Source organism: Nocardia sp. NPDC058176 (genome assembly GCF_042883805.1).
In the GTDB taxonomy this organism is placed as follows: Bacteria; Actinomycetota; Actinomycetes; order Mycobacteriales; family Mycobacteriaceae; genus Nocardia.
The window spans coordinates 283,452-309,589 of record NZ_JBHVVA010000002.1; the positions used below are offsets into that span (position 1 = coordinate 283,452).

Below are 26,138 nucleotides of genomic sequence, written 5' to 3' on the forward strand. Positions count from 1 at the left end.
CTACTCGGCGACGATCACCGTGGTCTCGTCGTCGGCTGCGGCCGTCGCGTCTCCGGAGAGCACGAACCAGTGGGTGACCTCGCCGTCGGCCAGGTCGTCTTCGACCGTGGTGGCGGGGAGGACCGACAGGGCTCCTGCGGTGGACGCGGCCAGGAATTCCTGGATGGCGGCCGGGCCGGAGGCATGGACGGTGTAGGTCGTGGACTCGTAGTCGATGCCGTGGTCGTCGCGGAGACGTTCGGCCAGGGCTACCGCGGCGCTCTGGGTGAGTGTCGAGGTGTGTTCGCCGGTGACCTGGACGAAGGCCGGGTGGTCTTCGGACAGGGGGCGGACCCGGTCGGCGTAGGAGACGGGATGTGCTGCGGCGGCGGCGATCTCGGTCTCCAGGTCGGGCAGGATCAGCCAGGTTCCGGCGGCACCCGCCACGGGGGCGGCGCTGATGCCGAACGACGCGCCCGCGGCGGCGATCTCGACGCCGGTGAGGTCACCGGCGAACAGGACTGCCGCACCGGCCTTCTGGACCGCCCAGGCGGCCAGGACCGAATCGACACTGCGGGGCAGCGAGATCGCGACCACGTCGCCGGGGCCCGCACCGCGGTCGATCAGGACCCTGGCCAGCTGCGAGGACTTGCGATCCAGTGCGCTGTAGGCGATTTCGCTGTCACCGCGCAGCAGGGCGGGTGCCTGCGGATCGGCTTCGACGACCTCGCCCAGCACCTTGGCCACCGTCTGCGCACCCACCCCGGCACCGACGACCGGCGCCGAAACCGCCGCGGTCACACCGGATTCGGCGAGCAGCTTGGCGCGCTCACCCGCGTCGAGGATGTCGATGTCGCCGACCAGGCCGGTCGGGTTGTCGAGCAGCTCGTCGAGCACCCGCAACAGGCGCTGCGACAGCGTGCGGACCTCGTCACCGGTGAAGGTGCTGGTCAGGTACTTCATGGTGATCTCGATGGTCGACTCGGCCATCACCACCAGCGTGAGCGGGTAGTGGGTGGCGTCGTCGAGGCCCACACCGGTGACCTGCATGCCGTCGATCGAGCTCGCCGCGGTGACGGCGTCCTTGTCCATCGGGTAGGACTCGAACACCACCAGCGTGTCGAACTGCGACCCGATCCCGGCCACCCGCTGGATGTCGGACAGGCCGACGAAGTGGTGGCTGAGCAGTTCGGCCTGCTCGGACTGGACCCGCTTGGTCAGTTCCGCCGCGCTGATCCGGTCGTCGATCTGGATCCGCACCGGCAGGGTGTTGATGAACAGGCCGACCATCGACTCGACCCCGGGCAGCTCGGCCGGGCGACCGGAGACGGTCGCGCCGAACACCACGTCGTCGCGGCCGGTGAGACGCCCGACGACGATGCCCCACGCGGTCTGCAGCAGCGTGTTCACGGTGACACCGAGTTCACCGGCGAACTTGCCGAGCGCCCTGGTCCGGTCGCTGTCGATCTCGACGATGACCTTCTCGAGCTCGTAGCGCTCCGCGGCGCGCGGCGCGGGTGCGAGCTGGGTGGGGCTCTCGACCCCGGCCAGCGCCTCCGACCAGGCCTGCAGCGACTGTTCCCGGTCCCAGCCGGAGAGCCAGGACAGGAAGTTGCGGTAGGAGGCCACCCGCGGCAGCGCGGTGAGGTCACCGTGCACCGCGTAGAGGACGAGCAGGTCGCGCATGAGCAGCGGCATGGACCAGCCGTCGACCAGGATGTGGTGCACCGTGATCGCCAGGTGCGCCGTGCCCTCGCCGGTCGTGTACAGGCCGAAGCGGATCAGCGGCGCGGTGGCCATGTCGAACTGGTCGGCCTGGTCGGCCTGCAGCAGCTGGCGCATCCGCGGCATGCGTTCGTCTTCGGGCAGGTCGGTCAGGTCGACCTCGCGCCACGGCACCTCGAGCTCGGACAGCACCACCTGCACCGGCTGACCGGCCGAATCGGTGACGAACGCGGTCCGCAGGTTCGGGTACCGGTCGAGCACGGCCTGGGCCGCGTTGCGCAGCCGCTCGGTGTCGAGCGTGCCGGTCAGGTCGAGTACGGCCTGCACGGTGTACACGTCGACGGTCGCCGAGCTGAGCATGGCGTGGAACATCAGGCCCGCCTGCAGCGGCGAGAGCGGCCAGATCTCCGACAGCGCGGGGTAATCGCGCTCCCACAGCTCGATATCGGACTGCTCGACCCGCACCAGCGGCATGTCGGACGGTGTGAAACCGCCCGCGTCGACGCGCTGCGCGTGGGTGGCCAGCGCGGTGAGCGCGGCCACGAACAGATCCGCGAACTCCTGCGCCTGCTCGGCGGTGAGCAGCCCGGTCGGGAAGGCGATGTTGGCGCCCAGCTGCGGGCCCTCGTCACCGTCGTTGACGATGGCATTGATGTCCAGCGTCGCGTTGGCGGGCATGTCCAGGTCCATCTCGGCGTCGAGCTGACCCAGATCCGCCACCGGCACCCAGCCGAGCTCGGCGAGTTCGGCGGGGATCTCGCCCGCGGTCGCGCGGCCGAGGTAGTTGAAGCTGATCTGGCCGACGCTCGGCAGGTCCGCGCCCTCACCGGTCAGGTACTTCAGCATGCCGTAGCCGATGCCCTTGTCGGGCACGCCGAGCATCTGCTCCTTGACCGACTTGATCACCTCGCCGAGCACGGCGCCGCCGGCGAAGGCGTCGTCGAGATCGGCACCGGCCAGCTCGAGCCGGACCGGGAAGGCGGTGGTGAACCAGCCGACGGTGCGCGAGAGGTCAGCACCGGCGACGATCTCCTCCTGGCGGCCGTGGCCTTCCAGCTTGATCAGCGCCGCGCGACCGGATTCGTCACCGCGCCAACGGGATACGGCCAGCGCGAGCGCGGTGAGCAGACCGTCGTTGACACCGCCGTGGTACAGACCCGGGATCGCGGTGAGCACCGCGTCGGTGACCTCGGGCGACAGGGTGACCTGCACCCGGTCGACGGTGGCGAAGGTGTCGACCTGCGGGTCGAACGCCCGCGCGCCCAGCTGCGGATCGGCGGTGGCCGAGACCTCGCGCCAGAACGGCAGTTCCGCGCGCCGGTCCTGCGACTGCTCGACCAGGCTGTGCGCCCAGCGCCGCATCGAGGTGCCGTTGGCGGGCAGCGCGACCGGCTGACCGGCCGCGATCTGACCCCAGGCCATGCCGAGATCCGGGATCAGGATGCGCCAGGAGACGCCGTCGATCACGAAGTGGTGGCCGACGACGAGCAGCACGTCGCGGCGGCGCGGTCCGTCGGTGGACTCGCCGAAGGCGAACCAGACGAACTGCACCATGGCGGCGTTCGCCGGGTCGAGGCGACCCATGGCCTCGTCGTATTCGACGCTGGCCAGCTTGGACAGCTGCTCGTCACCGATCTCGCCCGGCACCTCGACGCGGCGAACCAGCGCGGTCACATCGACCTCGCCCGGCGCCAATGCCTCGAAGACCCAACCGCTTTCACCGCGCGCGACCCGCGAGCGCAGCACGTCGTGGTGGTCGAAGACCGCGCCGATGGTGGCGTGCAGGACTTCATCGGTGATGCGCTCCGGCAGGCGCAGCACCATCGACTGGGAGAACCGGTCGTAGGTGGAACCACCGGCCAGGATCTGGCGCATGATCGGCAGCATCGGGATGTCGCCGACGCCGCCGCCGGGCAGTTCCTCGAGCACGATCTGGTCGGCATCGCCCGCGAGCACGGCGATCTCGGCCAGTCCGGCCACACTGCGCTTGTCGAACACGTCACGCGGCTTGAACAGCACACCGCGGTCCTTGGCGCGCGAGACCAGCTGGATGGACAGGATCGAGTCACCGCCGAGGGCGAAGAACGAATCGTCCAGGCCGACGGCGTCGACACCGAGCACCTCGGCGAAGACGGCGGCGATGATCGCCTCGACTTCGCTTGTCGGGGTGCGGAACTCGCGCGGGGCGAGGACCGGCTCCGGCAGGGCGCGCCGGTCCAGCTTGCCCGCGGGGGTCAGCGGGATCTCGTCGAGCACCATGACGGCGGCGGGCACCATGTGCGCGGGCAGCTGTCCGGCCGCGTACTCGACCAGGGCGGCCGGGTCGGCGGCGGTGCCGGGGGTGGCACGGACGTAGGACACCAGGATGGTGGCGCCCGCGTCGGTGGTGCGGCCGATGGTGGCGGCGAACTCGACGTCGTCGTGCGCGGTGAGGACCGCGTCGATCTCGCCCAGTTCGATGCGGAAGCCGCGGATCTTCACCTGGAAGTCGTTGCGGCCCACGTATTCCACGACCGGCTTGCCGTTGACGGTGCGCCAGGCGACGACGTCACCGGTGCGGTACAGGCGCTCGCCCTCGACGTACGGGCTGGCGACGAAACGCTCGGCGGTGAGGCCGTGGCGCGCGTGGTAGCCGCGGGCCAGCGGGAGGCCGCCCAGGTACAGCTCACCGGCCACACCCTCGGGCACCGGGCGCAGGCGACTGTCGAGCACCAGCACGGTCGCACCGGCGATCGGGCCGCCGATGTTCATGGTGTCGCCGGGCAGCAGCGCATCGGACAGGTTGGTCGCGATGGTCGCCTCGGTCGGGCCGTAGGCGTTGTAGAACCGGTGCCGCGCCGGGTCGACGCCCGCACTGTGCCAGTTCGCCACCAGGTCGACGGGGGCCTTGTCGCCACCGACGATCAGCGCTTCGAGCCCCGCCAGCGCCGCGGGGTCCATCGACGCCGCGACCAGCGGGGTGAGGAACACGTGGGTGAGCTGCTGGCCGACGATGATGTCGGCCAGTTCCTCGCCGCCGACCACGCCGACCGGCGTGATCACCAGCGCGCCCGCCGAGCCGACCGCGAGCAGGAACTCAAGGATCGACGCATCGAACGACGGCGACGCGAACGCGAGGGTGCGCGCGTCCTCGCCGAGGCCGAACTGCGCCACCTGGGCGGCGGCGAAGTTGGCCACACCGGTGTGAGAGACGACGACGCCCTTGGGCAGACCCGTCGAACCCGAGGTGTAGATCATGTAGGCCGTGTTGCCGGAGCGAACGGAGCCACGACGGTCCGCGTCGGCGATCGGCGCCGCGGACTTTTCGGCGGCCTCGGCGTGCAGGTCCGCGTCGTCGAGGACCAGCCACTCACCCAGCGCGGGCACGGGCAGATGCCCGACCTCGGCCGACACCGTGATACCCAGTGCCGCACCCGAATCCGACATCATGTGCGCGATGCGCTCGGCCGGGTACTTCGGATCGACCGGCAGGAACGCGGCACCCGACTTGACCACGGCCCAGATGGCGAGCGTGGTCTCGAGCGAACGCTCCATGGCAATGGCGACGACCGTCTCCGGTGCGGCGCCACGCGTGATGAGCAACCGCGCCAGCCGCGAGGAGGCCGCGTCGAGCTCGGCATAGGTCAGGGAGCGAACCCGGTCCGGCCGCGCCGCGAGCCCGCCGGACTCACCCGCGCGCACGACCTCACCCGAAGCCGTGGCCGCGTGCCGCGCCTCGGCCGACGTGGTGGTCGCGGTGAGCGCGCCGACCAGTCCGGTGTCGATCGACTCGCCCGGCGCGACGATCGCCTGACCGGTCGGGTTGGTCGCCACGGCCTGGGCCAGCAGCTCGGGCAGGGTGCTCGTCGACGCGGCGGGACCGCCGGTGCGGGTGAGCAGTTCGGTGCGTTCCGTGCCGTCGAGGAGTTCCAGATCGCCGATCGGGGTGCTGGTGTCGGCGACGACCTCGGCGAGCAGACGCTGGAAGCGCTGCGCGAACTTCTCCACCGTGGACTGATCGAACAGCGCACTGGCGTAGGAGAACTCGGCGTAGGCGCCCGCGTCGTCACCCGCGCCCGCTTCACGCACGGTGAGCAGCAGGTCGAACTTGGCGGTGTCGACGTCGAAGTCGACGGCCGAGACCGACAGGCCGGGCAGCTCGAAGCTGGCGTCGGGCAGGTTCTCGAACGACAGCGCCACCTGGAACAGCGGGTGCCGCGCGGTGGAGCGCTCGGGGTTGAGCAGTTCCACCAGGCGTTCGAACGGGATGTCGGCGTGCGCGAAGGCGGCCAGGTCGGCTTCCTTGGCATGGGCCAGCAGTTCGGTGAAGCCGAGCTGGCCGTCGACCTGGGTGCGCAGGGCGAGGGTGTTGACGAACATGCCGATCACGTCGTCGAGTTCGGCCTCGCCACGTCCCGCGATCGGGGTGCCGATGACGATGTCCTCGGTGCCCGACATGCGGGCCAGGAACACCGCGAGCGCGGTGTGCACGACCATGAACAGCGTCGCGTTCTGCTCGCGGGCGATGGCGGTGAGTCCGGCGTGGATCTCGGTGTCGATCGGGAACAGGACCCGGCCACCGGCGAAGGACTGCGTGCTCGGACGCGGCCTGTCGAGGGGCAGGTTCAGTTCGTCGGGGACACCGGCGAGCGCGCGCTTCCAGTAGTCGGCCTGCTGGGAGACCAGGCTGGTCTCGTCGGTCTCGGAGCCGAGCACCTCGCGCTGCCAGACGCTGAAGTCGGCGTACTGCACCGGCATCGGCGCCCAGCCCGGGCGTTCCCCGGCCGCGCGGGCGGCGTAGGCCACCATCACGTCGCGGGTCAGCGGACCCATCGACCAGCCGTCGGCGCTGATGTGGTGGGCGACGAAGACGAGCACGTATTCGTCGGTGCCGACATGAAGGAGCTTGGCGCGCAACGGAACTTCCGCGAGCACGTCGAAGCCGGTGGCGATGACCTCGGCGATCTTGTCGCGGACCTGTTCGGGGGCAACGGTTTCCGGCGTCAGATCCGGAACGTTGCCCTCGACCGGCAGGATCACCTGGTGCGGTGTGCCGTTGGCCGACGGGTACACCGTGCGCAGGGTCTCGTGCCTGGCCAGCACATCGGCGACGGCCAGCTGCAGCGCCTCGACATCCAGTGCGCCCGACAGGCGGACGGCGACCGGGATGTTGTTCACCGAGGAGCCGGTGTCGAACTGGTTCAGGAACCACATGCGCTGCTGGGCGAGCGAGAGCGGCACCTGGTCCGGGCGCGGTCCGGCGACCAGCGCGCGCCGCCCACCGGCACCGGCGCCCTGTTCGACCTTCACCGCGAGTCCGGCCACGGTCGAGGCCTCGAACAGCAGGCGCACGGGCACCCGGCTGTCCAGGGCCGCGCCGAGCCGGGCGGCGACCTGGGTGGCCAGCAGCGAGTTGCCGCCGAGGGCGAAGAAGTCGTCGTCGGCGCCGACGCGCTCGGCGCCGAGCACCTCGGCGAACACGCCCGCCACGATCTCCTCGATCGGAGTCGAGGGCGCGCGGAAGACCTGCGCCTCGAACTCCGGCTCCGGCAGCGCCTTGCGGTCGAGTTTGCCGTTCACATTGAGCGGCAGCTCGTCGAGCACGACGAACGCGGCGGGCACCATGTAGGACGGCAGGCCATCCGACAGGGTCGACTTCACCTGTGTCACATCGATATTCGTGCCGACCAGGTAGGCGACCAGGCGGTCGCCGGTGCGCGGGTCGGACTTGGCGATGACCGCGGCCTGGGCGATCTCGGGCAGCGCCAGCAGCGCGGCCTCGATCTCGCCGAGCTCGATGCGGAAGCCGCGGATCTTCACCTGGAAGTCGGTGCGGCCCCGGTAGTCGAGTTCGCCGTTGTGCCAGGCCACCAGGTCACCGGTGCGGTACATGCGGGTACCGGGGGTGAACGGGTTGGCCACGAAGCGGTCGGCGGTGAGGTCTGCGCGGCCGAAGTAGCCGCGCGCCAGCTGGGCACCGGCCAGATACAGCTCACCGGCGACACCGTCGGGCACCGGGTGCAGGCGCTCGTCGAGCACGTAGACCTGGCTGTTCCACTCGGGCGAACCGATGGAGACCGACACCTGATCGGCCGCGTTCACCCGATGCGAGGTGATCGAGACCGCGGCCTCGGTGGGGCCGTACAGGTTGAACAGTTCGGTGCGCTTGAACTCGGCGCGGAACCGCTGGGCCAGCGAGCCCGGCAGCGCCTCACCGATGGCCAGCACCCGCCACAGCGAATCGGGCATGCCCGCGGCGAGCAGCGCGTCGAGCATGGAGGGCACCACGTGCAGGGTGGTCACCCATTCCCGCGCCATCAGCTCGTTGAGGTAGGCCGGATCGCGATGACCGTCGGGCGCGGCGATCACCAGGCGACCACCGCAGACGGCGGCCGACCAGAACTCCCAGACCGAGAGGTCGAAGGTGGCGGCGGTCTTGAGCAGTACCGCGTCGGCGGCGTCGAGGCCGAATTCGATCAGCTTCCACTGCAATTGGTTGGCGATGGCGCCGTGCGGCACCGCGACGCCCTTCGGCCGGCCGGTGGAGCCGGAGGTGAAGATGACGTACGCGGTGTGGTCCGGACGCAGCGGTTCGATGCGATCGGCATCGGAAACCACTGCGGCACTGACCTCGTCGAGCTCGAGTTCGTCGATGCGCACCAGCGGCGCGACCTCGGTGTCGAACTCGGCCTCGGCGTTGGTGAGCACGCAGACCGGTGCCGCCGTCTCGAGGATGTAGGTGGTGCGCTCGGCCGCCTGATCCGGGTCGACCGGGACGTACGCGCCACCGGACTTGGCCACCGCGTACATCGCGACGACCAGGTCCACCGAGCGGCGCAGCGCGAGCGCGACGCGGGCCTCCGGGCCCACACCGAGCGAGATCAGGTGCCGCGCGAGGCGATTCACCCTGGCATCGAGTTCGGCGTAGGTGAGCTGGGCGCCGTCGTCGGTGACCAGTGCGGTCGACTTCGGATCGGCCGCCACGGTCGCGTCGAGCAGCGAGACCAGGGTGGCCTCGGTGTCGACGGCGTAGCCGGTGGCATTGCGGGCCTCGACCACCTGGGTGCGTTCGGCCGGGGCGAGCAGTTCGATGTCGCCGACCGCGGTGCGCGGGGTGTCGACGATCGCGCCGAGCAGCCGGACGAACCGCGCCACGAAGCCTTCGACCGTGGCGTGGTCGAACAGGTCGGTGGCATAGGTGAAGATGCCCGAAATGCCTTCGGGCTCACCGGCGTCGCCGTAGCGGTCGGTGGCGATCAGGTGCAGGTCGAACTGCGACAGGTTCGAGTCGATGTCGAGTCCGGAGACCGTCAGGCCGGGCAGTTCCAGGGTGGTGCGGCTGAGGTTCTGGAACGACAGGCCCACCTGGAACAGCGGGTGGCGCGCGGTGGAGCGGACCGGGTTGAGCACCTCGACCAGGCGCTCGAACGGCACGTCGGCATTGGCGAAGGCGGCGATGTCGTCCTCGCGCTGGCGGGCCAGCAGCTCGGTGAACGCCTCGCCGGAATCGACCCTGGTGCGGAAGACCAGGGTGTTGACGAACATGCCGATCATGTCGTCGAGGGCGGCCTCGCCACGACCGGCCATCGGGGTGCCGATGGCGATGTCGTCGGTGCCCGACAGGCGCGCGAGCAGCACCGCGAGGGCGGTGTGCACGACCATGAACAGCGTCGCCCCCTCGGCGCGGGCCAGTTCGACCAGCGCGCGGTGGGTGTCGGCGTCGATCTGGAGGTCGACCTTGCTGCCCGCGAAGGTCTGCACAGCGGGACGCGGGCGATCGGCGGGCAGGTCGAGCTGATCGGGCAGCTCGGCCAGTGCCTGCTTCCAGTGCGCGACCTGCTTGGACGCCATCGAGTCCGGGTCGTCCTCGCTGCCGAGCAGGTCACGCTGCCAGATGCTGTAGTCCGCGTACTGCACGGCCAGCGGGGCCCAGCCGGGCTCGTGGCCGGTGGCGCGGGCCGCGTAGGCGGTCATCAGGTCGCGGGTCAGCGGTGCGACCGAGGAGCCGTCACCGGAGATGTGGTGCACGACCATGGCGAGGACGAACTCGTCGGTGTTCTCGACCCGGAACAGCGCGACCTTCAACGGCACCTCGACGGTGACGTCGAAGATCGTGCCGAGCAGTTCGGCGACCGCCGTCTCCACCTCGTCGGCGGCGACGGTGCGCTCGAGCAGTTCGGGCGCGGCCTGGGCGGGCGACAGGATCACCTGTGCCGCACCGGATTCGGTCTGCGGGTAGACCGTGCGCAGGATCTCGTGGCGGGACACCAGGTCGGTGACCGCGGCACGCAGCGCGGCCACGTCGAGGTCGCCGGTGAGGCGGACCGCGACCGGCACGTTGTAGGCCGCGGACTGGGTGTCGAAGCGGTTGAGGAACCACATCCGCTGCTGGGCCAGGGAGAGCGGGATGTGCTCCGGGCGCGGTCCGGCGGTGAGCGCCTTGCGGTCACCGGTCTCCGAATGCTGCTCGACCCGCTGGGCCAGGGCGGCCACCGTGGACGCCTCGAAGAGCAGGCGCACCGGGATACGGGTGTCGAGTGCCTCGCCGAGACGGGCGGCGACCTGCGTGGCCAGCAGCGAGTTGCCGCCCCAGGCGAAGAAGTCGTCATCGAGGCCGAAGCGCTTGTCGGCGTCGAGGCGGAGGACCTCGGCGAAGGTGGCCGCGACGAGTTGTTCGCTCGGGCTCACCGGCGCGCGGAACACGGCCTTCTCGACCTCGGGCTCCGGGAGAGCCTTGCGGTCGAGCTTGCCGTTGGCGTTCAGCGGCAGGGCGTCGAGCTGCAGGAACACGGTCGGGACCATGTACGAGGGCAGTTCGGCGGCCAGCGCGGCACGCAAGACGGACTTGTCGATTCCGACGTGATCGGCGGTGGCACCCGAGGTCACGGCCCGATCCACAGCACCATCGGCTGCAGCGCTATCGGTCACGCCGCCATCGGTCACGGCACCGCCAGCCACGGCGCCATCAGTCCCGGCACCGCCAGCCACGGCGCCATCAGTCCCGGCACCACCGGTCACAACGCCACCGGCGGCGGCACCACCTGTCGCGTTGGCGACGACGTAGGCGACCAAGCGGTCGCCGACCACCGGATCGGTGTGGGCGAGCACGGCGGCGGAAGTGATGCCCGGCTGGCGCAGCAGGGCGGCCTCGATCTCGCCGAGTTCGATGCGGAAGCCGCGGATCTTCACCTGGAAGTCGGTGCGGCCGCGGTAGTCGAGTTCGCCGTCGGCGTTCCAGGCCACCAGGTCACCGGTGCGGTACATGCGCTCGCCGTCGGCGCCGAACGGGTCGGCGACGAAGCGGTCGGCGGTGAGATCCGGGCGGCCGTAGTAGCCACGGGCCAGCTGGGCGCCGGCCAGGTACAGCTCACCCGAGACACCCACCGGGACGGGGCGCAGGCGCGAATCCAGCACGTACACACGGCTGTTCCACTCCGGCGAACCGATCGACACCGAGACCTGGTCGGCGTCGGTGACCGGGTGGCTGGTGATCGAGACCGCGGCCTCGGTCGGGCCGTAGAGGTTGAACAGCGCGGCGGTGTTGGCGGTGCGGAAGCGCTGTGCGGTGGCGGCGGGCAGGGCTTCACCGATGGCGAGGACGCGGCGCAGCGTGCGCGGCAGGGCCGCACCGGATTCGGTGAGCAGCGCGTCGAGCATCGACGGGACCACGTGCAGCGTCGTGACGCCGGTGGCCCGCATCAGGTCGTTGAGGTACGCCGGATCGCGGTGGCCGTCGGCGGTGGCGACCACCAGGCGGGCACCGGCGACGGCGGCGGTCCAGAACTCCCAGACCGAGAGATCGAAGGTGGCTGCCGTCTTGAGCAGCACCGCGTCCTCGGCGCCGATACCGAATTCGGCGGTCTCCCACAGCAACTGGTTGACGATGGCGCCGTGCGAGACGGCGACACCCTTGGGCTTGCCGGTGGAACCCGACGTGAAGATCACGTAGGCCGTGTTCGCGGGCACGAGTGCGCCGCGCTCGGTGATCGCCGCGGCGCTCACACCGCTCAGGTCGAGCTCGTCGAGGACGACCACTTCAGCTGCCGCCGTGCTGAATTCGGCGCTCGCCGTGGTCAGCACGACTGCTGGCGCAGCCGTTTCCAAAATGTAGTCGGTGCGCTCAGCAGGCTGATCAGGGTCGATCGGCACGTAAGCCGCGCCGGTGCGGGCCACCGCGTACATCGCGATGATCAGCTCGGCGGAGCGGCGGATGGCCAGCGCCACGCGGTCCTCGGTGCCGATGCCGAGCGAGATCAGGTGCCGTGCGAGGCGGTTCACTTCGGCATCGAGCTCGGCATAGGTCAGCTCGCGGCGACCGGCGACGGCCGTGTCCTCGGCGGCGCGTCCGACGGACACACCGTCCCCACCCGCGGAACCGGCAGCACCCTCGGCGGTCAGACCGTTTCGCTCAGCCGACAGGCCGACCGACCGCGCGGCATCGCCGGACGTAACGCCGTCAGGCAGGTCGACAACCAGCGCGGCATCGCCGGACGTGACGCCGGCGGATTCGTCGACAACCAGCGCGACCGCGTCGGGGGTGGCCGCCACCGTCGCGTCGAGCAGCGAGACCAGGGTGGCATCGGTGTCGATCGCGTGCGCGGTGTCGTTCCAGGCCTCGACGATCTGCGCGGATTCCGGCGCGGTGAGCAGGTCGATGTCGCCGACCGGGATGGTGGCGTCGGCGGCGACCGCGTCGAGGACCAGCAGGAAGCGGTCGGCGAAGCTCTGCACCGTCGACTCGTCGAACAGGTCGATGGCGTAGCCGAATTCGGTGACCAGCTGGGCCGGTGCGCCGTCGTCGGTGTAGCGGTCGTAGAGGGTGACGTGCAGGTCGGTCTTGGCCAGCTGCGAGTCGTAGTCGACCGCGCTGACGGTCAGGCCGGGCAGTTCGAAGGTGGTGTCGGCCAGGTTCTGGAACGACAGGCCCACCTGGAACAGCGGGTTGCGCGCGGTGGAGCGGACCGGGTTGAGCACCTCGACGAGGCGCTCGAACGGCACGTCGGCGTTGGCGAAGGCTTCCAGGTCGCGTTCGCGCACGTCGGCCAGCAGGTCGGCGAAGGTGGCGCCGGGGTCGACGGCGGTGCGGAACACCAGGGTGTTGACGAACATGCCGATCAGATCGTCGAGTTCGCGCTCACCACGGCCCGCGATCGGGGTGCCGACGGCGATGTCGTCGGTGCCCGACAGGCGCGCGAGCAGCACCGCGAGAGCGGCGTGCACGACCATGAACAGCGAGGCGTTGTTGGCCCTGGCCAGATCGTGCAGCGCGGCGTGACGCTGCGGGTCGATCTCGAAGCGGATCGCCTTGCCCTGGAACGACTGCGCGGGCGGGCGCGGCCGGTCGGCGGGCAGTTCGAGCTGATCGGGCAGCCCGGCCAGCGCCTTGGCCCAGTACGAGACCTGCTTGGCCGCAAGCGATTCCGGGTCGACCTCGTCGCCGAGGACCTCACGCTGCCACAGCGCGTAATCGGCGTACTGCACCGGCAGCGGCGCCCAATGCGGCGCCTCGCCCTGCACGCGGGCCACATAGGCGGCCATGATGTCGCGCGCCAGCGGGCCCATGGAGGAGCCGTCGGCGGAGACGTGGTGCACGGTGAAGGCGAGCACGTGGTCGGTATCGCTGAGCTTGAACAGCGCGACCTTGAGCGGCACCTCTTCGGTGACGTCGAAGGTGGTCATCGCGAATTCGATGACCGTGCCGAGCAGATCGGCCTCGGCGACCTCGATGTGGTGCACCTCCGCCCGGCTCTGCGAGACCGGCAGGATCACCTGGTGCGGGCCCTCGGCCGAGCGCGGGTAGGTGGTGCGCAGCATCTCGTGCCGGGCGAACACGTCGCCGATGGCCTGTTCGAGCGCGGGCACGTCGAGATCGCCGGTGAGGCGCACGGCCAGCGGGATGTTGTCCACCGCGGAGGTGGAGGTGTCGAACTGGTTGAGGAACCAGTAGCGCTGCTGGGCGGGCGAGAGCGGGATGCGGGCGGGCCGCTCCCCCGCGGTCAGACGCGGACGGGTCCGGCCCGAGCCCGCATTGTGCTCGACCCGGGTGGCCAGGGCGGACACGGTCGAGGCTTCGAACAGGTCGCGCACCGAGAGCTGGGTATCCAGTGCCGCGCCGATGCGGGCGGTGACCTGGGTGGCCAGCAGCGAGTTGCCGCCGAGTTCGAAGAAGTCGTCGTCGGCGCCGACGCGGGTCACGCCGAGCACGTCGCCGAAGGTGCCCGCGACGATCTCCTCGATCGGGGTCGAGGGCGCGCGGAACTGCTTGGCCTCGAACACCGGCGCGGGCAGCGCCTTGCGATCGAGCTTGCCGGAAGCGTTGAGCGGGAAGGCATCCAGCACGACGAACGCGGTGGGGACCATGTAGGTCGGCAGGTCGGCGCCGAGTTCGGTGCGCACGGCATCGAGGTCGATGCTCGCGCCCGCCGCCGGGATGAGGTAGCCGACCAGCTGGTCGCCGAGACGCTCGTCGGAGCGGACCACGACCACCGACTGAGCGATCGAGGGCAGCGCGGTGAGCGCCGACTCGATCTCGCCGAGTTCGATGCGCAGACCGCGCAGCTTCACCTGGAAGTCGGTGCGACCCAGGTATTCCAGCTCGCCGTGTTCGGTCCAGGCGACGAGGTCACCGGTGCGGTACATCCGTGCGCCCGCCGGACCTGCGACCGCCCCGCCATCGGAGACAGTGGCGAACGGGTCGGCGACGAAGCGATCGGCGGTCAGGTCGGGACGGGCGACATAGCCGCGCGCCAGCTGCACACCGGCCAGGTACAGCTCGCCGGGAACACCGACCGGCACGGGATGCAGGCGCGAATCCAGCACGTACACCTGGGTGTTGAACACCGGGGCGCCGATCGGCACCGAGGTGGTGTCGGCGTCGGTGACCTCGTGGAAGGTGACGTCGACCGCGGCCTCGGTGGGGCCGTACAGGTTGTGCAGGGCCGCGCCGGTGAGGGCGCGCAGGCGCTGGGCGGTCGGCGCGGGCAGCGCCTCACCGGAGGCGAAGACCAGGCGCAGGCTGCTCGCGCTCGGCTCCTGGCCGTCGGCGAGGGCGACGGCGGCGGACTCGGCCAGCTCGGCGACGAACACCGACATCATCGACGGCACGAAGTGCGCGGTGGTCACGCCTTCGGTGCGGATGATCTCGGCGAGGTAGGCCGGGTCGCGATGACCGTCCGGCTTCGCGACGACCAGGCGAGCGCCGATCTGCAAGGGCCAGAAGAACTCCCACACCGACACGTCGAAGGTGGCAGGCGTCTTCTGCAAGACCACATCGTCAGCGGTCAGACCGTACTGCTCCTGCATCCAGACCAGACGGTTCACGATCGCGCCGTGGCTGACCGCGACGCCCTTCGGGCGGCCGGTCGAACCCGACGTGAAGATCACGTAGGCGGTGTTCGACGGATGCAGCGGCGCGATCCGATCGGCATCGGTGACCGGTGCGTCGGAGTAGTCCGACAGATCCAGGCTCGCGATGTCCAGCGCGGTCGTGGCGCCCGAATCGAATTCATCTGCGGCGGTGGTCAACACGCACACCGGCGCCGCGGTCGCGAGCACGTAGTGGGTGCGGTCGGCCGGGTGATCGGGGTCGAGCGGCACATACGCGCCACCGGCCACGCTCACCGCGTACATACCGATCACCAAGTCCAGCGAACGGCGCATGCCGAGCGCAACCATGGTGTCCGGTCCGACGCCCTGGGCAATGAGATGGCGAGCCAGACGGTTCACGCGGCTGGTGAACTCGCCATAGGACAGACTCGTCCCCTCGAAGGTGAGCGCGGTGGCGTTCGGCGAGGTCGCGGCCTGCGCCTCGAACAGCGAGACCAGCGTCGCGTCCTGGTCGACCGGATGCGCGGTCGCGTTCCAGTCGGTGAGCACCGTGCGCCGCTCCGCCGCATCGAGCAGGTCGACCTCGCCGATCGCGCGGGCGGGCTTGGCCACCACCGCGGTCAGCATCCGCACCAGGCGCTGCGCGAGCGCGGCGACGGTGGAGGCGTCGAACATGTCGGTGGCGTAGGCGAATTCGGCGGTCATGCCGTCGGCCGAGCCGTCGGGGCGGTGGCGATCGGTCAGGTTCAGGTGCAGATCGAACTTGGCGGTCACCACGTCCAGCGGCACGCCGGCGACCTCGAGGCCGGGGAGCTCGAAGGAGGCCTCGCCGGTGTTCTGGAACGACAGCATCACCTGGATGAGCGGATGCCGCGCCTGCGAACGGGCCGGGTTGAGGATCTCGACGAGCCGCTCGAACGGCAGGTCGGCGTGGCCGAAGGCGGCCAGGTCGTTCTCCCTGGTCTGCGCGAGCAGGTCGGTGAACGGCTGGGCCGGGTCGACCGCGGTGCGCAGCACCAGGGTGTTGACGAACATGCCGATGGCATCGTCGAGCACCGCTTCACCGCGACCGGCGACGGCGGTACCGATGGCGATGTCGTCGGTGCCGGACAGGCGGCCGAGCAGGGCGGCGAACGCGGCGTGCACCACCATGAACAGGCTGGCGCCGTGTTCGCGGGCCAGCGCGTTGAGGCTCGCGGCCAGGGCCGGGTCGATCGAGAACTCGTGCACGCCACCGCGGTTGGAGGCGACGGCGGGGCGCGGCCGGTCGGTCGGTAGGTCGAGCTGATCCGGCAGCCCGGCCAGGTGCCGCGACCAGTACGCGACCTGCTGGGCGATCATCGACGACGAATCGTCCTCGGCGCCAAGGGTTTCGCGCTGCCACAGCGCGAAGTCGGCGTACTGCACCGGCAGCGGCGCCCAGCCCGGCGCCTGGCGCCGCGAGCGGGCCGCGTAGGCGATCATCACGTCGCGGGCCAGCGGGCGCACCGACCAGCCGTCGCCGGAGATGTGGTGCACGACGAAGACCAGCACGTGGGTGTCGGGGTGCGAGCCGTCCATGGAACCCGCGATGCGGAACAGCGCGGCGTGCACCGGCACCTCGGCGGTGACGTCGAAGCCGGTGAGCACCAGTTCGCTGATGCGGTCGGGCAGTTCGTCCTCGTCGACGGTGATCGGGTCCAGCGAGATCGGCGCGGCGCTCGCGGGCAGGACCACCTGCACGCCCTGGCCCTCGGCGGTCTCGGGGTAGACGGTGCGCAGCACCTCGTGTCGCTCGACCACATCGGCCACGGCCTGACGCAGCGCGTCGACATCGAGGGCACCGGTCAGGCGGACGGCCAGCGGGATGTTGTTGACCGCGGTGGCGCTGTCGAAGCGGTTGAGGAACCACATGCGCTGCTGGGCCAGCGAGAGCGGGATCTGCTCGGGGCGCGGTCCGGCGACGAGCTCGCGGCGGCTACCGCTGCCCGCGTGGGTCTCCACCTTCGCGGCCAGCGCGGCCACCGAGGGCGCCTCGAACAGCACGCGCACGGGGACGCGGGTGTCGAGGGCGGCGCCGAGGCGGGCCACGACCTGGGTGGCGATGAGCGAGTTGCCGCCGAGGTCGAAGAAGTCGTCGTCCAGGCCGACGGCGCGATCCCCGGTCAGGCCGAGCACCTCGCCGAAGGTGGTGGCGACGATCTCCTCGATCGGCGTGCGCGGCGCACGGAACTCGCGCGCCTCGAACACCGGATCGGGCAGGGCGCGGCGGTCCAGCTTGCCGTTGGCCGACAGCGGCATCTCGTCGAGGACGACGAACGCAGCCGGGACCATGTAGGACGGCAGCTGCGCGGCCAGATGCGCACGGAGCGTGTCGATCTCGACGGTCTGGGCGGCGCCCGTTCCCGACTCCTTGTCGGCCGGTCGCCCGGCGGTGGCGGGCACGACGTAGCCGACGAGCTGGTCACCGGTGCCCGCGTGCGAGCGCACGACCACCACGGCCTGGGCGACGGAGTCGTGCGCGGTGAGCGCAGCCTCGATCTCGCCGAGCTCGATGCGCAGGCCGCGCAGCTTCACCTGGAAGTCGGTGCGGCCCAGGTAGGTGATGACACCGTGCGCGTCGCGGCGCACCAGGTCACCGGTGCGGTACATGCGGGCGCCGTCGTCACCGAACGGGTCGGCGACGAAGCGGTCGGCGGTGAGATCCGGGCGGCCGAAGTAGCCGCGCGCCAGCTGGTCACCGGCCAGGTACAGCTCACCGGCGACCCCGGCGGCGACCGGGTGCAGGCGCGAATCCAGCACATACGCCTTGGCGTTCCAGACCGGCGCGCCGATCGGGACGGCACCGTCGACCTGGTCGGCGACCGGGCCGTGCGTCGCGTGCACCGTGAACTCGGTGGGGCCGTACAGGTTGAACAGGGCGGCGTCGCTCACCCGGCGCAGCGCCGTGACCGCATCACCGGTGAAGGCCTCACCGGCGATCAGCAGGGCACGCAGCGAGGACAGAGCTCCGCCCTGGACAGCGGCTTCATCGATGCTGCCTGCGAAGACGGTGAGCATCGAGGGCACGAACGAGGTCATCGTGACCCGCTGTGCGGCAATGACATCCGCGAGGTACTGCGGGTCGCGGTGACCGTCGGCACTGGCGACGACCAGTCGGCCGCCGGTGCTCAGCGGACCGAACAGCTCCCACACCGACACGTCGAAGGTGGCGGGCGTCTTGAACAGCACCACATCATCGGCACCGATGCCGTATTCGCCGGTGATCCAACGGATCTGATTCACCACGGCGGCGTGCGGCACGGCGACGCCCTTGGGGCGGCCGGTCGAGCCGGAGGTGAAGATGACGTAGGCCGGATGCTGCGGGCGCAGCGGGGCGATGCGGTCGGCATCGGCGACCGGGGTCTCCGGGTAGGCGGAGAGATCGAGCGCGTCGATGACCAGGGTCAGCGGGCTGGCCGCCGGTTCGCCGGTCCCAGCGGCACCACCGGAGACCGCAGCCTGCTCGGTCGCGCCTGCCTCCCCGGACAGGACGGCGTGGCCGGTCTCGGCAACATCGCCGACCGGTGCAGCGTGCTCGGCCACGGCAGCGGACGAGATGTCCCCGAGCGCGAATCCGTCGCGCGTCGTGGTGAGGACGACGACCGGCGCGGCCGTCTCCAGCACATACGCGATGCGATCGGCGGGCTGGTCGAGGTCGAGCGGAACGTAACCGCCACCGGCCGCCTGCACGGCGTACGCGGCCACGACCAGGTCGATGCTGCGGCGCAGGCCGAGCGCGACCAGCGCCTCCGGGCCGACTCCGGCATCGATCAGGCGATGCGCCAAACGATTGACGCGCGAGGCGAATTCGGCGTAGGTGAGCGTCTCACCGGTGGCCGGGTCGACCAGGGCGACCGCGTTCGGAGTGGCCGCAGCCTGACGGGCGAACTCGTCGACGAGCGTGCCCGCTTCGGGCAGCGCACGCGCGGTGTCGTTCCACCCGCGCACGGCCAGCGCCGCCTCGCTGGCATCCAGCAGCGCGATATCGCCGACCGGACGCTCCGGAGCCGCCGCGATCTGGGTGAGCAGGCGGGCGAAACGGGTGCCGAAGCGGTCCATGGTGGCCGCGTCGAACAGGTCGGTGGCGTAGATCAGCTCGGCGACGATGCCCGACGGCGAATCGGCGGGCTTCTCGGTGAGCACGACCTGGAGATCGAACTTGGCCACGTCGATCGGCAGGTCGACCCCGCTGACCGTGAGGCCCGGCAGTTCAAGGCTGTTCTGCCCGGTGTTCTGGAAGGCCAGCATCACCTGGAACAGCGGATGCCGCGCCTGCGAGCGGGCCGGGTTGATGATCTCGACGAGCCGCTCGAACGGCAGGTCGGCATGGCCGAACGCGGCGATGTCGGCGGCGCGGACCTGGCCGAGCAGCTCGGTGAAGCCCGCCTCGCCGTCGACCTCGGTGCGCAGCACCAGGGTGTTGACGAACATGCCGATCAGGTCGTCGAGGGCACGCTCGCCGCGGCCCGCGATCGGGGTGCCGATGGCGATGTCGCGTTCACCGGACAGTCGCGAGAGCAGCAGAGCCAGTGCGGCGTGGGCGACCATGAACAGGGTCGCGCCGCGGCTGCGGGCCAGTTCGGTCAGTGCCGCGTGTGTGCGGGCGTCGATCTCGAAGGTGTGGGTGGCACCGCGACCGCTGGCGACCGCGGGACGCGGCCGGTCGGCGGGCAGGTCCAGTTGCTCGGGCAGGCCGCGCAGGCGCTCGCCCCAGAACGAGATCTGCTGGGCGATCACCGATTTCGCGTCGTCCTCGTAGCCGAGCACGGCGCGCTGCCACAGCGCGAAGTCGGCGTACTGGACTTCCAGCGGACGCCAGGCGGGTTCGGCGCCTTCGACGCGGGCGCTGTAGGCGGTCATCACGTCGCGGGTCAGCGGGCCCATGGAGAAGCCGTCGGCCGAGATGTGGTGCACGACAAGGGCGAGCACGTGTTCGGTGGGGCTCACCTCGAACAGCGCGGCCCGGAACGGTACCTCGGCGGTGACGTCGAAGGCCGTGCGGACCAGCGCCGAGAGCCGCTGCGGCAGTTCGGTGTCGGTGGTCTCGATCGGCGCCAGGTCGGGAATGACCTTGCCGGTCGGGACGATCACCTGGTGGGCCGCGCCGGCGACCTCCGGGTAGTAGGTGCGCAGCGACTCGTGGCGGGCCAGCACATCGGCCACGGCCACCTGCAGCGCCTGCCGGTCGAGCAGGCCCGAGAGCCGCACGGCGGCCGGGATGTTGTCGACCGCCGACTCGGGATCGAAGCGGTTGAGGAACCACATGCGCTGCTGGGCCAGCGAGAGCGGCACCCGCTCGCCGCGCTGCTGCGGCACCAGCGGCGCGCGCCGGTCGGTGCCGGAGTGCGTCTCGGCGCGGGCGGCCAGCCCGGCGACGGTGGACGACTCGAACAGCTCGCGCACGCCGATATCGGTTTCCAGCGCCGCGGACAGGCGGGCGGCGACCTGGGTGGCGGTCAGCGAGTTACCGCCGAGGGCGAAGAAGTCGTCGTCGAGGCCGACGCGGTCGAGGCCGAGGACCCCGGCGAAGGTGGCGGCGACGATCTCCTCGACCGGGGTGGTCGGTGCACGGAACACCGCGGCCTCGAACACCGGCGCGGGCAGCGCCTTGCGGTCGAGCTTGCCGGAGGCGTTGAGCGGGAACTCGTCGAGGACGATGAGCACCGCGGGCACCATGTAGGCGGGCAGGTTCTCGCCCAGCTGCTCGCGCGCGTCCTCGATGTCGACGCTGCGCCCGGTGGCCGGGATGACGTAGGCCACCAGCTGGTCACCGGTGTGCTGGTCACCGCGCACCACGACCACCGACTGGGCGACCTCGTCGAGGCCGTTGAGCGCGGCCTCGATCTCGCCCAGTTCGATGCGCAGGCCGCGCAGCTTCACCTGGAAGTCGGTGCGGCCCAGGTATTCCAGTTCGCCGTGCTCGGTCCAGGCGACCAGGTCGCCGGTGCGGTACATGCGCTCGCCGTCCTCGCCGAACGGGTCGGCGACGAAGCGGTCGGCGGTGAGGTCGGGACGTGCGACATAGCCGCGCGCCAGCTGGACGCCCGCGAGGTACAGCTCACCCGCGACACCCACCGGGACGGGCCGCAGGCGCGCGTCGAGGACGTAGACCTGGGTGTTGAAGACCGGCGCGCCGATCGGGACGGTATCGGTATCGGTGTCGACGACCTCGTGGAAGGTGACGTCGACCGCGGCCTCGGTGGGGCCGTACAGGTTGTGCAGGGCCGCGCCGGTGAGCTCGCGCAACCGGTGGGCGGGCTTGGGCGGCAACGCCTCACCGGAGGCGAACACCATCCGCAGCGAGGCGCACTGCGCGGCAGCGGCATCAGCGACGAAGACCGCGAGCATCGACGGCACGAAGTGGGTGACGGTGACACCCTCGGCGCGGATGATCTCGGCCAGGTACGCCGGATCACGATGACCATCCGGCTTCGCCACCACCAGGCGAGCGCCGATCTGCAAGGGCCAGAAGAACTCCCACACCGACACGTCGAACGTGGCAGGCGTCTTCTGCAAGACCACGTCCTCGGCGGTCAGGCCATAGGCGGCCTGCATCCACACCAGACGGTTCACGATCGCGCCGTGACTGACCGCGACACCCTTCGGGCGACCCGTCGAACCCGACGTGAAGATCACGTACGCGGTGTTCGACGGACGCAGCGGCACAGTGCGTTCCGTATCGGTGACGCGGGTGTCGGTGTAGCCGTCCAGGTCGAGCAGGTCGATGCGGACCTGCGCGGTATCGGTCTCCAGATCGACACCGGAGGTGAGCACACACACCGGATCCGCCGTCGCCAGAATGTATTCCGTGCGCTCGGCCGGGTGATCGGGATCGAGCGGCACGTACGCGCCACCGGCCACGCTCACCGCGTACATACCGACGACCAGGTCGATCGAGCGGCGCATGCCCAGTGCCACATAGGTTTCCGGGCCGACACCGCGGTCGACGAGCCAGCGCGCCAGGCGGTAGACCCGCTGGGCGAACTCGGCGTAGGACAGACTCGTCCCCTCGAAGCTGAGGGCGGTGGCCTGCGGGGTGCGCGCCAGCTGGGCCTCGAACAGCGAGACCAGGGTGGCGGTGGTGTCGACCTCGTGCGCGGTGGCGTTCCAGTCGCGCACGACCAGGTCGCGTTCGGCCGTGTCGAGCAGCTCGATATCGCCCACGGCGACAGCCGGTTCCGTGGTGATCGCGGTGAGCACCCGGACCAGGCGCTCGGCGATGCGGTGCACGGTGGCGGCGTCGAAGAGGTCGCTCAGGTACCCGGCCCGAATACGGAGCTGGGTGTCCAGCTGGGCGATCAGCGACAGCGGGTAGTGGGTGGCGTCGGCGGCGTCGAGGCCCGTGACGGCCATGCCGTCGATGTCGGCGGCCTGGGCCTTGATGCCCTCGGCGTCGACCGGGTAGGACTCGAAGACCACCAGCGAGTCGAACAGCCCACCGATTCCGGCGGCCGACTGGATCTCGGCCAGGCCGATGTAGTGGTGGTCGAGCAGGTCGGCCTGCTCGCCCTGGGTGCGGGTGAGCACCTCGCGCACCGATTCGGCGGCGTCGAAGCGCACCCGCACGGGGACGGTGTTGATGAACAGGCCGACCATGGATTCCACGCCGGACAGCTGGGCGGGGCGGCCGGAGACGGTGGTGCCGAAGAGCACGTCGTCGCGGCCGGTCATCCGGCCGAGCACGATCGACCAGGCCACCTGGAGCACGGTGTTCGGGGTGACGCCGAGGTCGGCGGCCAGCGCGACCAGGCGCGCGGTGGTCGGCTCGTCGAGGTCGAACAGGTACTCCTCGGACAGGGCGGCGATCTCGCGGCTCGCGTCGGGGCGGGCCAGCAGGGTCGGTTCGGTGACCCCGCGCAGCGCCTCGGACCAGGCGGCCACCGAGACCGAATGATCCTGCTGGGCAACCCATTCCAGGAAGTGCCGGTAGGAGCGCACGGCGGGCAGCGCGCTGGTGTCGCCGTGCAGGGCGTAGAGCGCGAGCAGGTCGCGCATGACCAGCGGCGTCGACCAGCCGTCGAGCAGGATGTGGTGGTTGGACACCACGAAGCGCCACTCGTGCTCGGCGACCTGGATCAGGGTGAACCGGATCAGCGGCGGAGCGGCCAGGTCGAAGCGGGCGTTGCGGTCGGCCTCGACGAGGTCGGCGAACTCGCCCGATTCGGTGCGGTCGTGTTCGGTCCAGGCGACCCGGGCGGTGTCGAGGACGACCTGGACGGCATTGCCGTCGTGGTCGGTGACGAACGCGGTGCGCAGGGTCTCGTGCCGGTCGAGCAGGGCCTGGGCGGCGGCGCGCAGACGGGTGGCGTCGACGCGGCCGGTGAGCGTCAGGACCGCCTGCGCGGTGTAGACGTCGACCGAGGTGGCGGCCAGGCGGGCGTGGAAGAACAGACCGGCCTGCAGGGCGGCCAGCGGCCACACCTGGGTCAGCTCGGGGTAGCGCTGCTCCCAGCCGTCGATATCGCGCTGGGTGGCGCGCACGAGCGCGAAGTCCGACGGCGTGTGACCGCCGACGCCCGCGGAGTTGGCATGGCGGGCAACGGCTTCCAGCGCGGTGACCCACAGGTCGGCGAACTCGCGCACCTCGGCCGCGCCGAGCAGCGTGCTCGGGTAGCCGATGTTGGCGCTGAGCTTGTCGCCGACCACGATCGCGTTGACGTCCAGCGGCGCCATGGCGGGCATGTCGGCGTCGTAGGCGCCGCCGAGGGCGGCCAGTTCGGGCGCGGGGATCCAGCCGAAGCCGCGCAGGGCGTCGGGCACATCGGAATCGGCGACGCGGCCGAGGTAGTTGAAGCTGATCTGGCCGGGCAGCTGGGCGGGCAGCTCCGCGGCGGTCTCGGCGTTCATGTAGCGCAGCAGGCCGTAGCCGATGCCCTTGTCGGGCACGGCGAGCAGCTGTTCCTTGACCGCCTTGACGGCCTGGCCCAGCGCCGGACCACCGGCGAGCGCGGCGTCGAGATCGATCCCGGCCAGGTCGAGGCGGACCGGGAAGATCGCGGTGAACCAGCCGACCGTGCGGGACAGATCGGCGCCGGGCGCGATCTCCTCCTCGCGACCGTGGCCCTCGAGCCGGACCAGCAGCGCGTCGCTGTCGGTCCGCGAGTCGCGGCGACCGTTGCCCGATGCGTTGGCCGTACCGGTGCGGGTGGCGCGCCACTTGGCGGCGGCCAGGGCCAGCGCGGTGAGCAGGCCGTCGTTGACGCCGCCGTGGAACAGGGCGGGGACGGTGGTGAGCAGGGCCTTGGTGACCTCGGCGGACACCTCGACCGGCAGCTTCTCGATGACGCCGGAGACGTCGACGGCCGGGTCCATCGGCCGCTCGGTGAGCAGCGGATCGGGGGTGTCGACGACCGCGCGCCAGAAGTCGAGTTCGGCGGCGCGCTCGGGAGCGCGGGCCTCGTCGGCCAGCGCGTGCGCCCAGGCCCGCATGGAGGTGGCCGGGGCGACCAGCTCGGGCTGCTGACCGGCGGAGAGCTGACCCCAGGCGGCGACGAAGTCGGGAACGAGGATGCGCCAGGAGACGCCGTCGACCACGAGGTGGTGGGCGACGACGATCAGTCGCCCGGCCCGCGCCGAGTCGGTGGTCTTCGCCGCGGTGTCCTCGGCGCCGGGCAGCGAGACCGCCGGCGCGGAACTGGCCGCGGTGGGCTCGAGCCACACGAAGCGGACCACGATGCCCGCGGCCGGATCGAGCCGGTCCAGGCTGGCATCCAGTGCGGCCGAGGCGATCTCGACGAGTTCGGCGTCGGTGACGTTCGCGTCGAAGGTGCTGTGGTCGATCAGCGCGTCGGCGTCGACAGCACCGGCCGGTGCGGTGTCGACGATCCAGCGGCCGTCGACCCGGTGCAGGCGCGCCCGCAGCATGTCGTGGCGGTCGATGACCGCGCCGACGGTGGCCGCGATGCCCGCGCGATCGATGCCGACCGGCAGTTCCAGCGCCATGGTCTGGTTGAACCGGTCGAACGACCCGGGCCGCTCGGCCATGAACCGGACCACCGGGGTCAGCGGCATCTCACCTACGCCGCCGCCGGGCAGCTCGGCCAGCGCGGCCGCGGAAGCCGCTGCCACATCGGCGGTTTCGGCCACCGAGGCCAGTCCGGCGACGGTGCGCTGCTCGAAGACGTGGCGCGGGGTGAACAGCACGCCGCGCGCCTTGGCCCGGGACACGAGCTGGATGGAGACGATCGAATCGCCGCCGAGGGCGAAGAACGAGTCGTCGACACCGACCCGCTCCACGCCGAGGACCTCGGCGAACACCTCGGCGATGGTCTGTTCGATGGAGGTGCGCGCGGCCCGGAAGGTGACCTCGGTGGCGAACACCGGCTCGGGCAGCGCCTTGCGGTCGAGCTTGCCGACCGGGGTCAGCGGCACCCGGTCGATCACCATGATCGAGGACGGCACCATGTAGGCGGGCAGGCGATCCTCGACGTGCGCGGTGAGCGCCGCGACATCGATCGAATGGCCCGGCGTGGCAACCACATACGCGACCAGCGAAACCGCGCCCGCGGTGCTCTTGTGGCCGAGGGTGGTGGCGAAGTCGACGGTCTCGTGCGCGGCGAGGGCGGAGTCGATCTCGCCCAGTTCGATGCGGAAGCCGCGGATCTTGACCTGGAAGTCGGAGCGGCCGACGTATTCGACCGTGCGTTCGGCGGTCCAGCGGACGACGTCACCGGTGCGGTACATCCGCTCACCCGGGACGAACGGGTCGGCGACGAACCGGTCGGCGGTGAGCCCGGCACGGGCGTGATAACCGCGGGCCAGCTGGATGCCCGACAGGTACAGCTCACCCGCGACACCCACCGGGACGGGCTGGAGCTGGGCGTCCAGGATCAGCGAGCGCATGCCGCGAGTCGGGCCACCGATGGTGACCAGCTCGCCCGGCGTCAGCGCGTCGCTGATGTTGGTCATGATCGTGGTCTCGGTGGGGCCGTAACCGTTGTGGAAGGCACGAGTCGTGCCGTCCGCCAACGGAACCGCCCACTTCGACACCAGATCGGCGGGTACCGCTTCGCCACCGGCGACCAGCACCCGCAGCGAGTCGAGGCCGCTGGGGTCGAAGGTGGCCAGGGCGGCGGGGGTGATGAAGGCGTGGGTGACCCGCTCGGTGC

The 26,138-nt window shown here is 70.9% G+C and carries 1 protein-coding gene (only partly in view); it reads right to left on the reverse strand.

Features of this window, described 5'->3' with window-relative positions:
* Positions 1–26,138, reverse strand: partial view of a non-ribosomal peptide synthase/polyketide synthase gene (locus ACFVVM_RS13970; RefSeq protein ID WP_387617373.1) — the 3' portion only. The gene runs 18,328 nt beyond the window's last position; 26,138 of the gene's 44,466 nt are visible here — the last part of the coding sequence; the start codon falls outside the window, past its right edge; its stop codon occupies positions 1–3.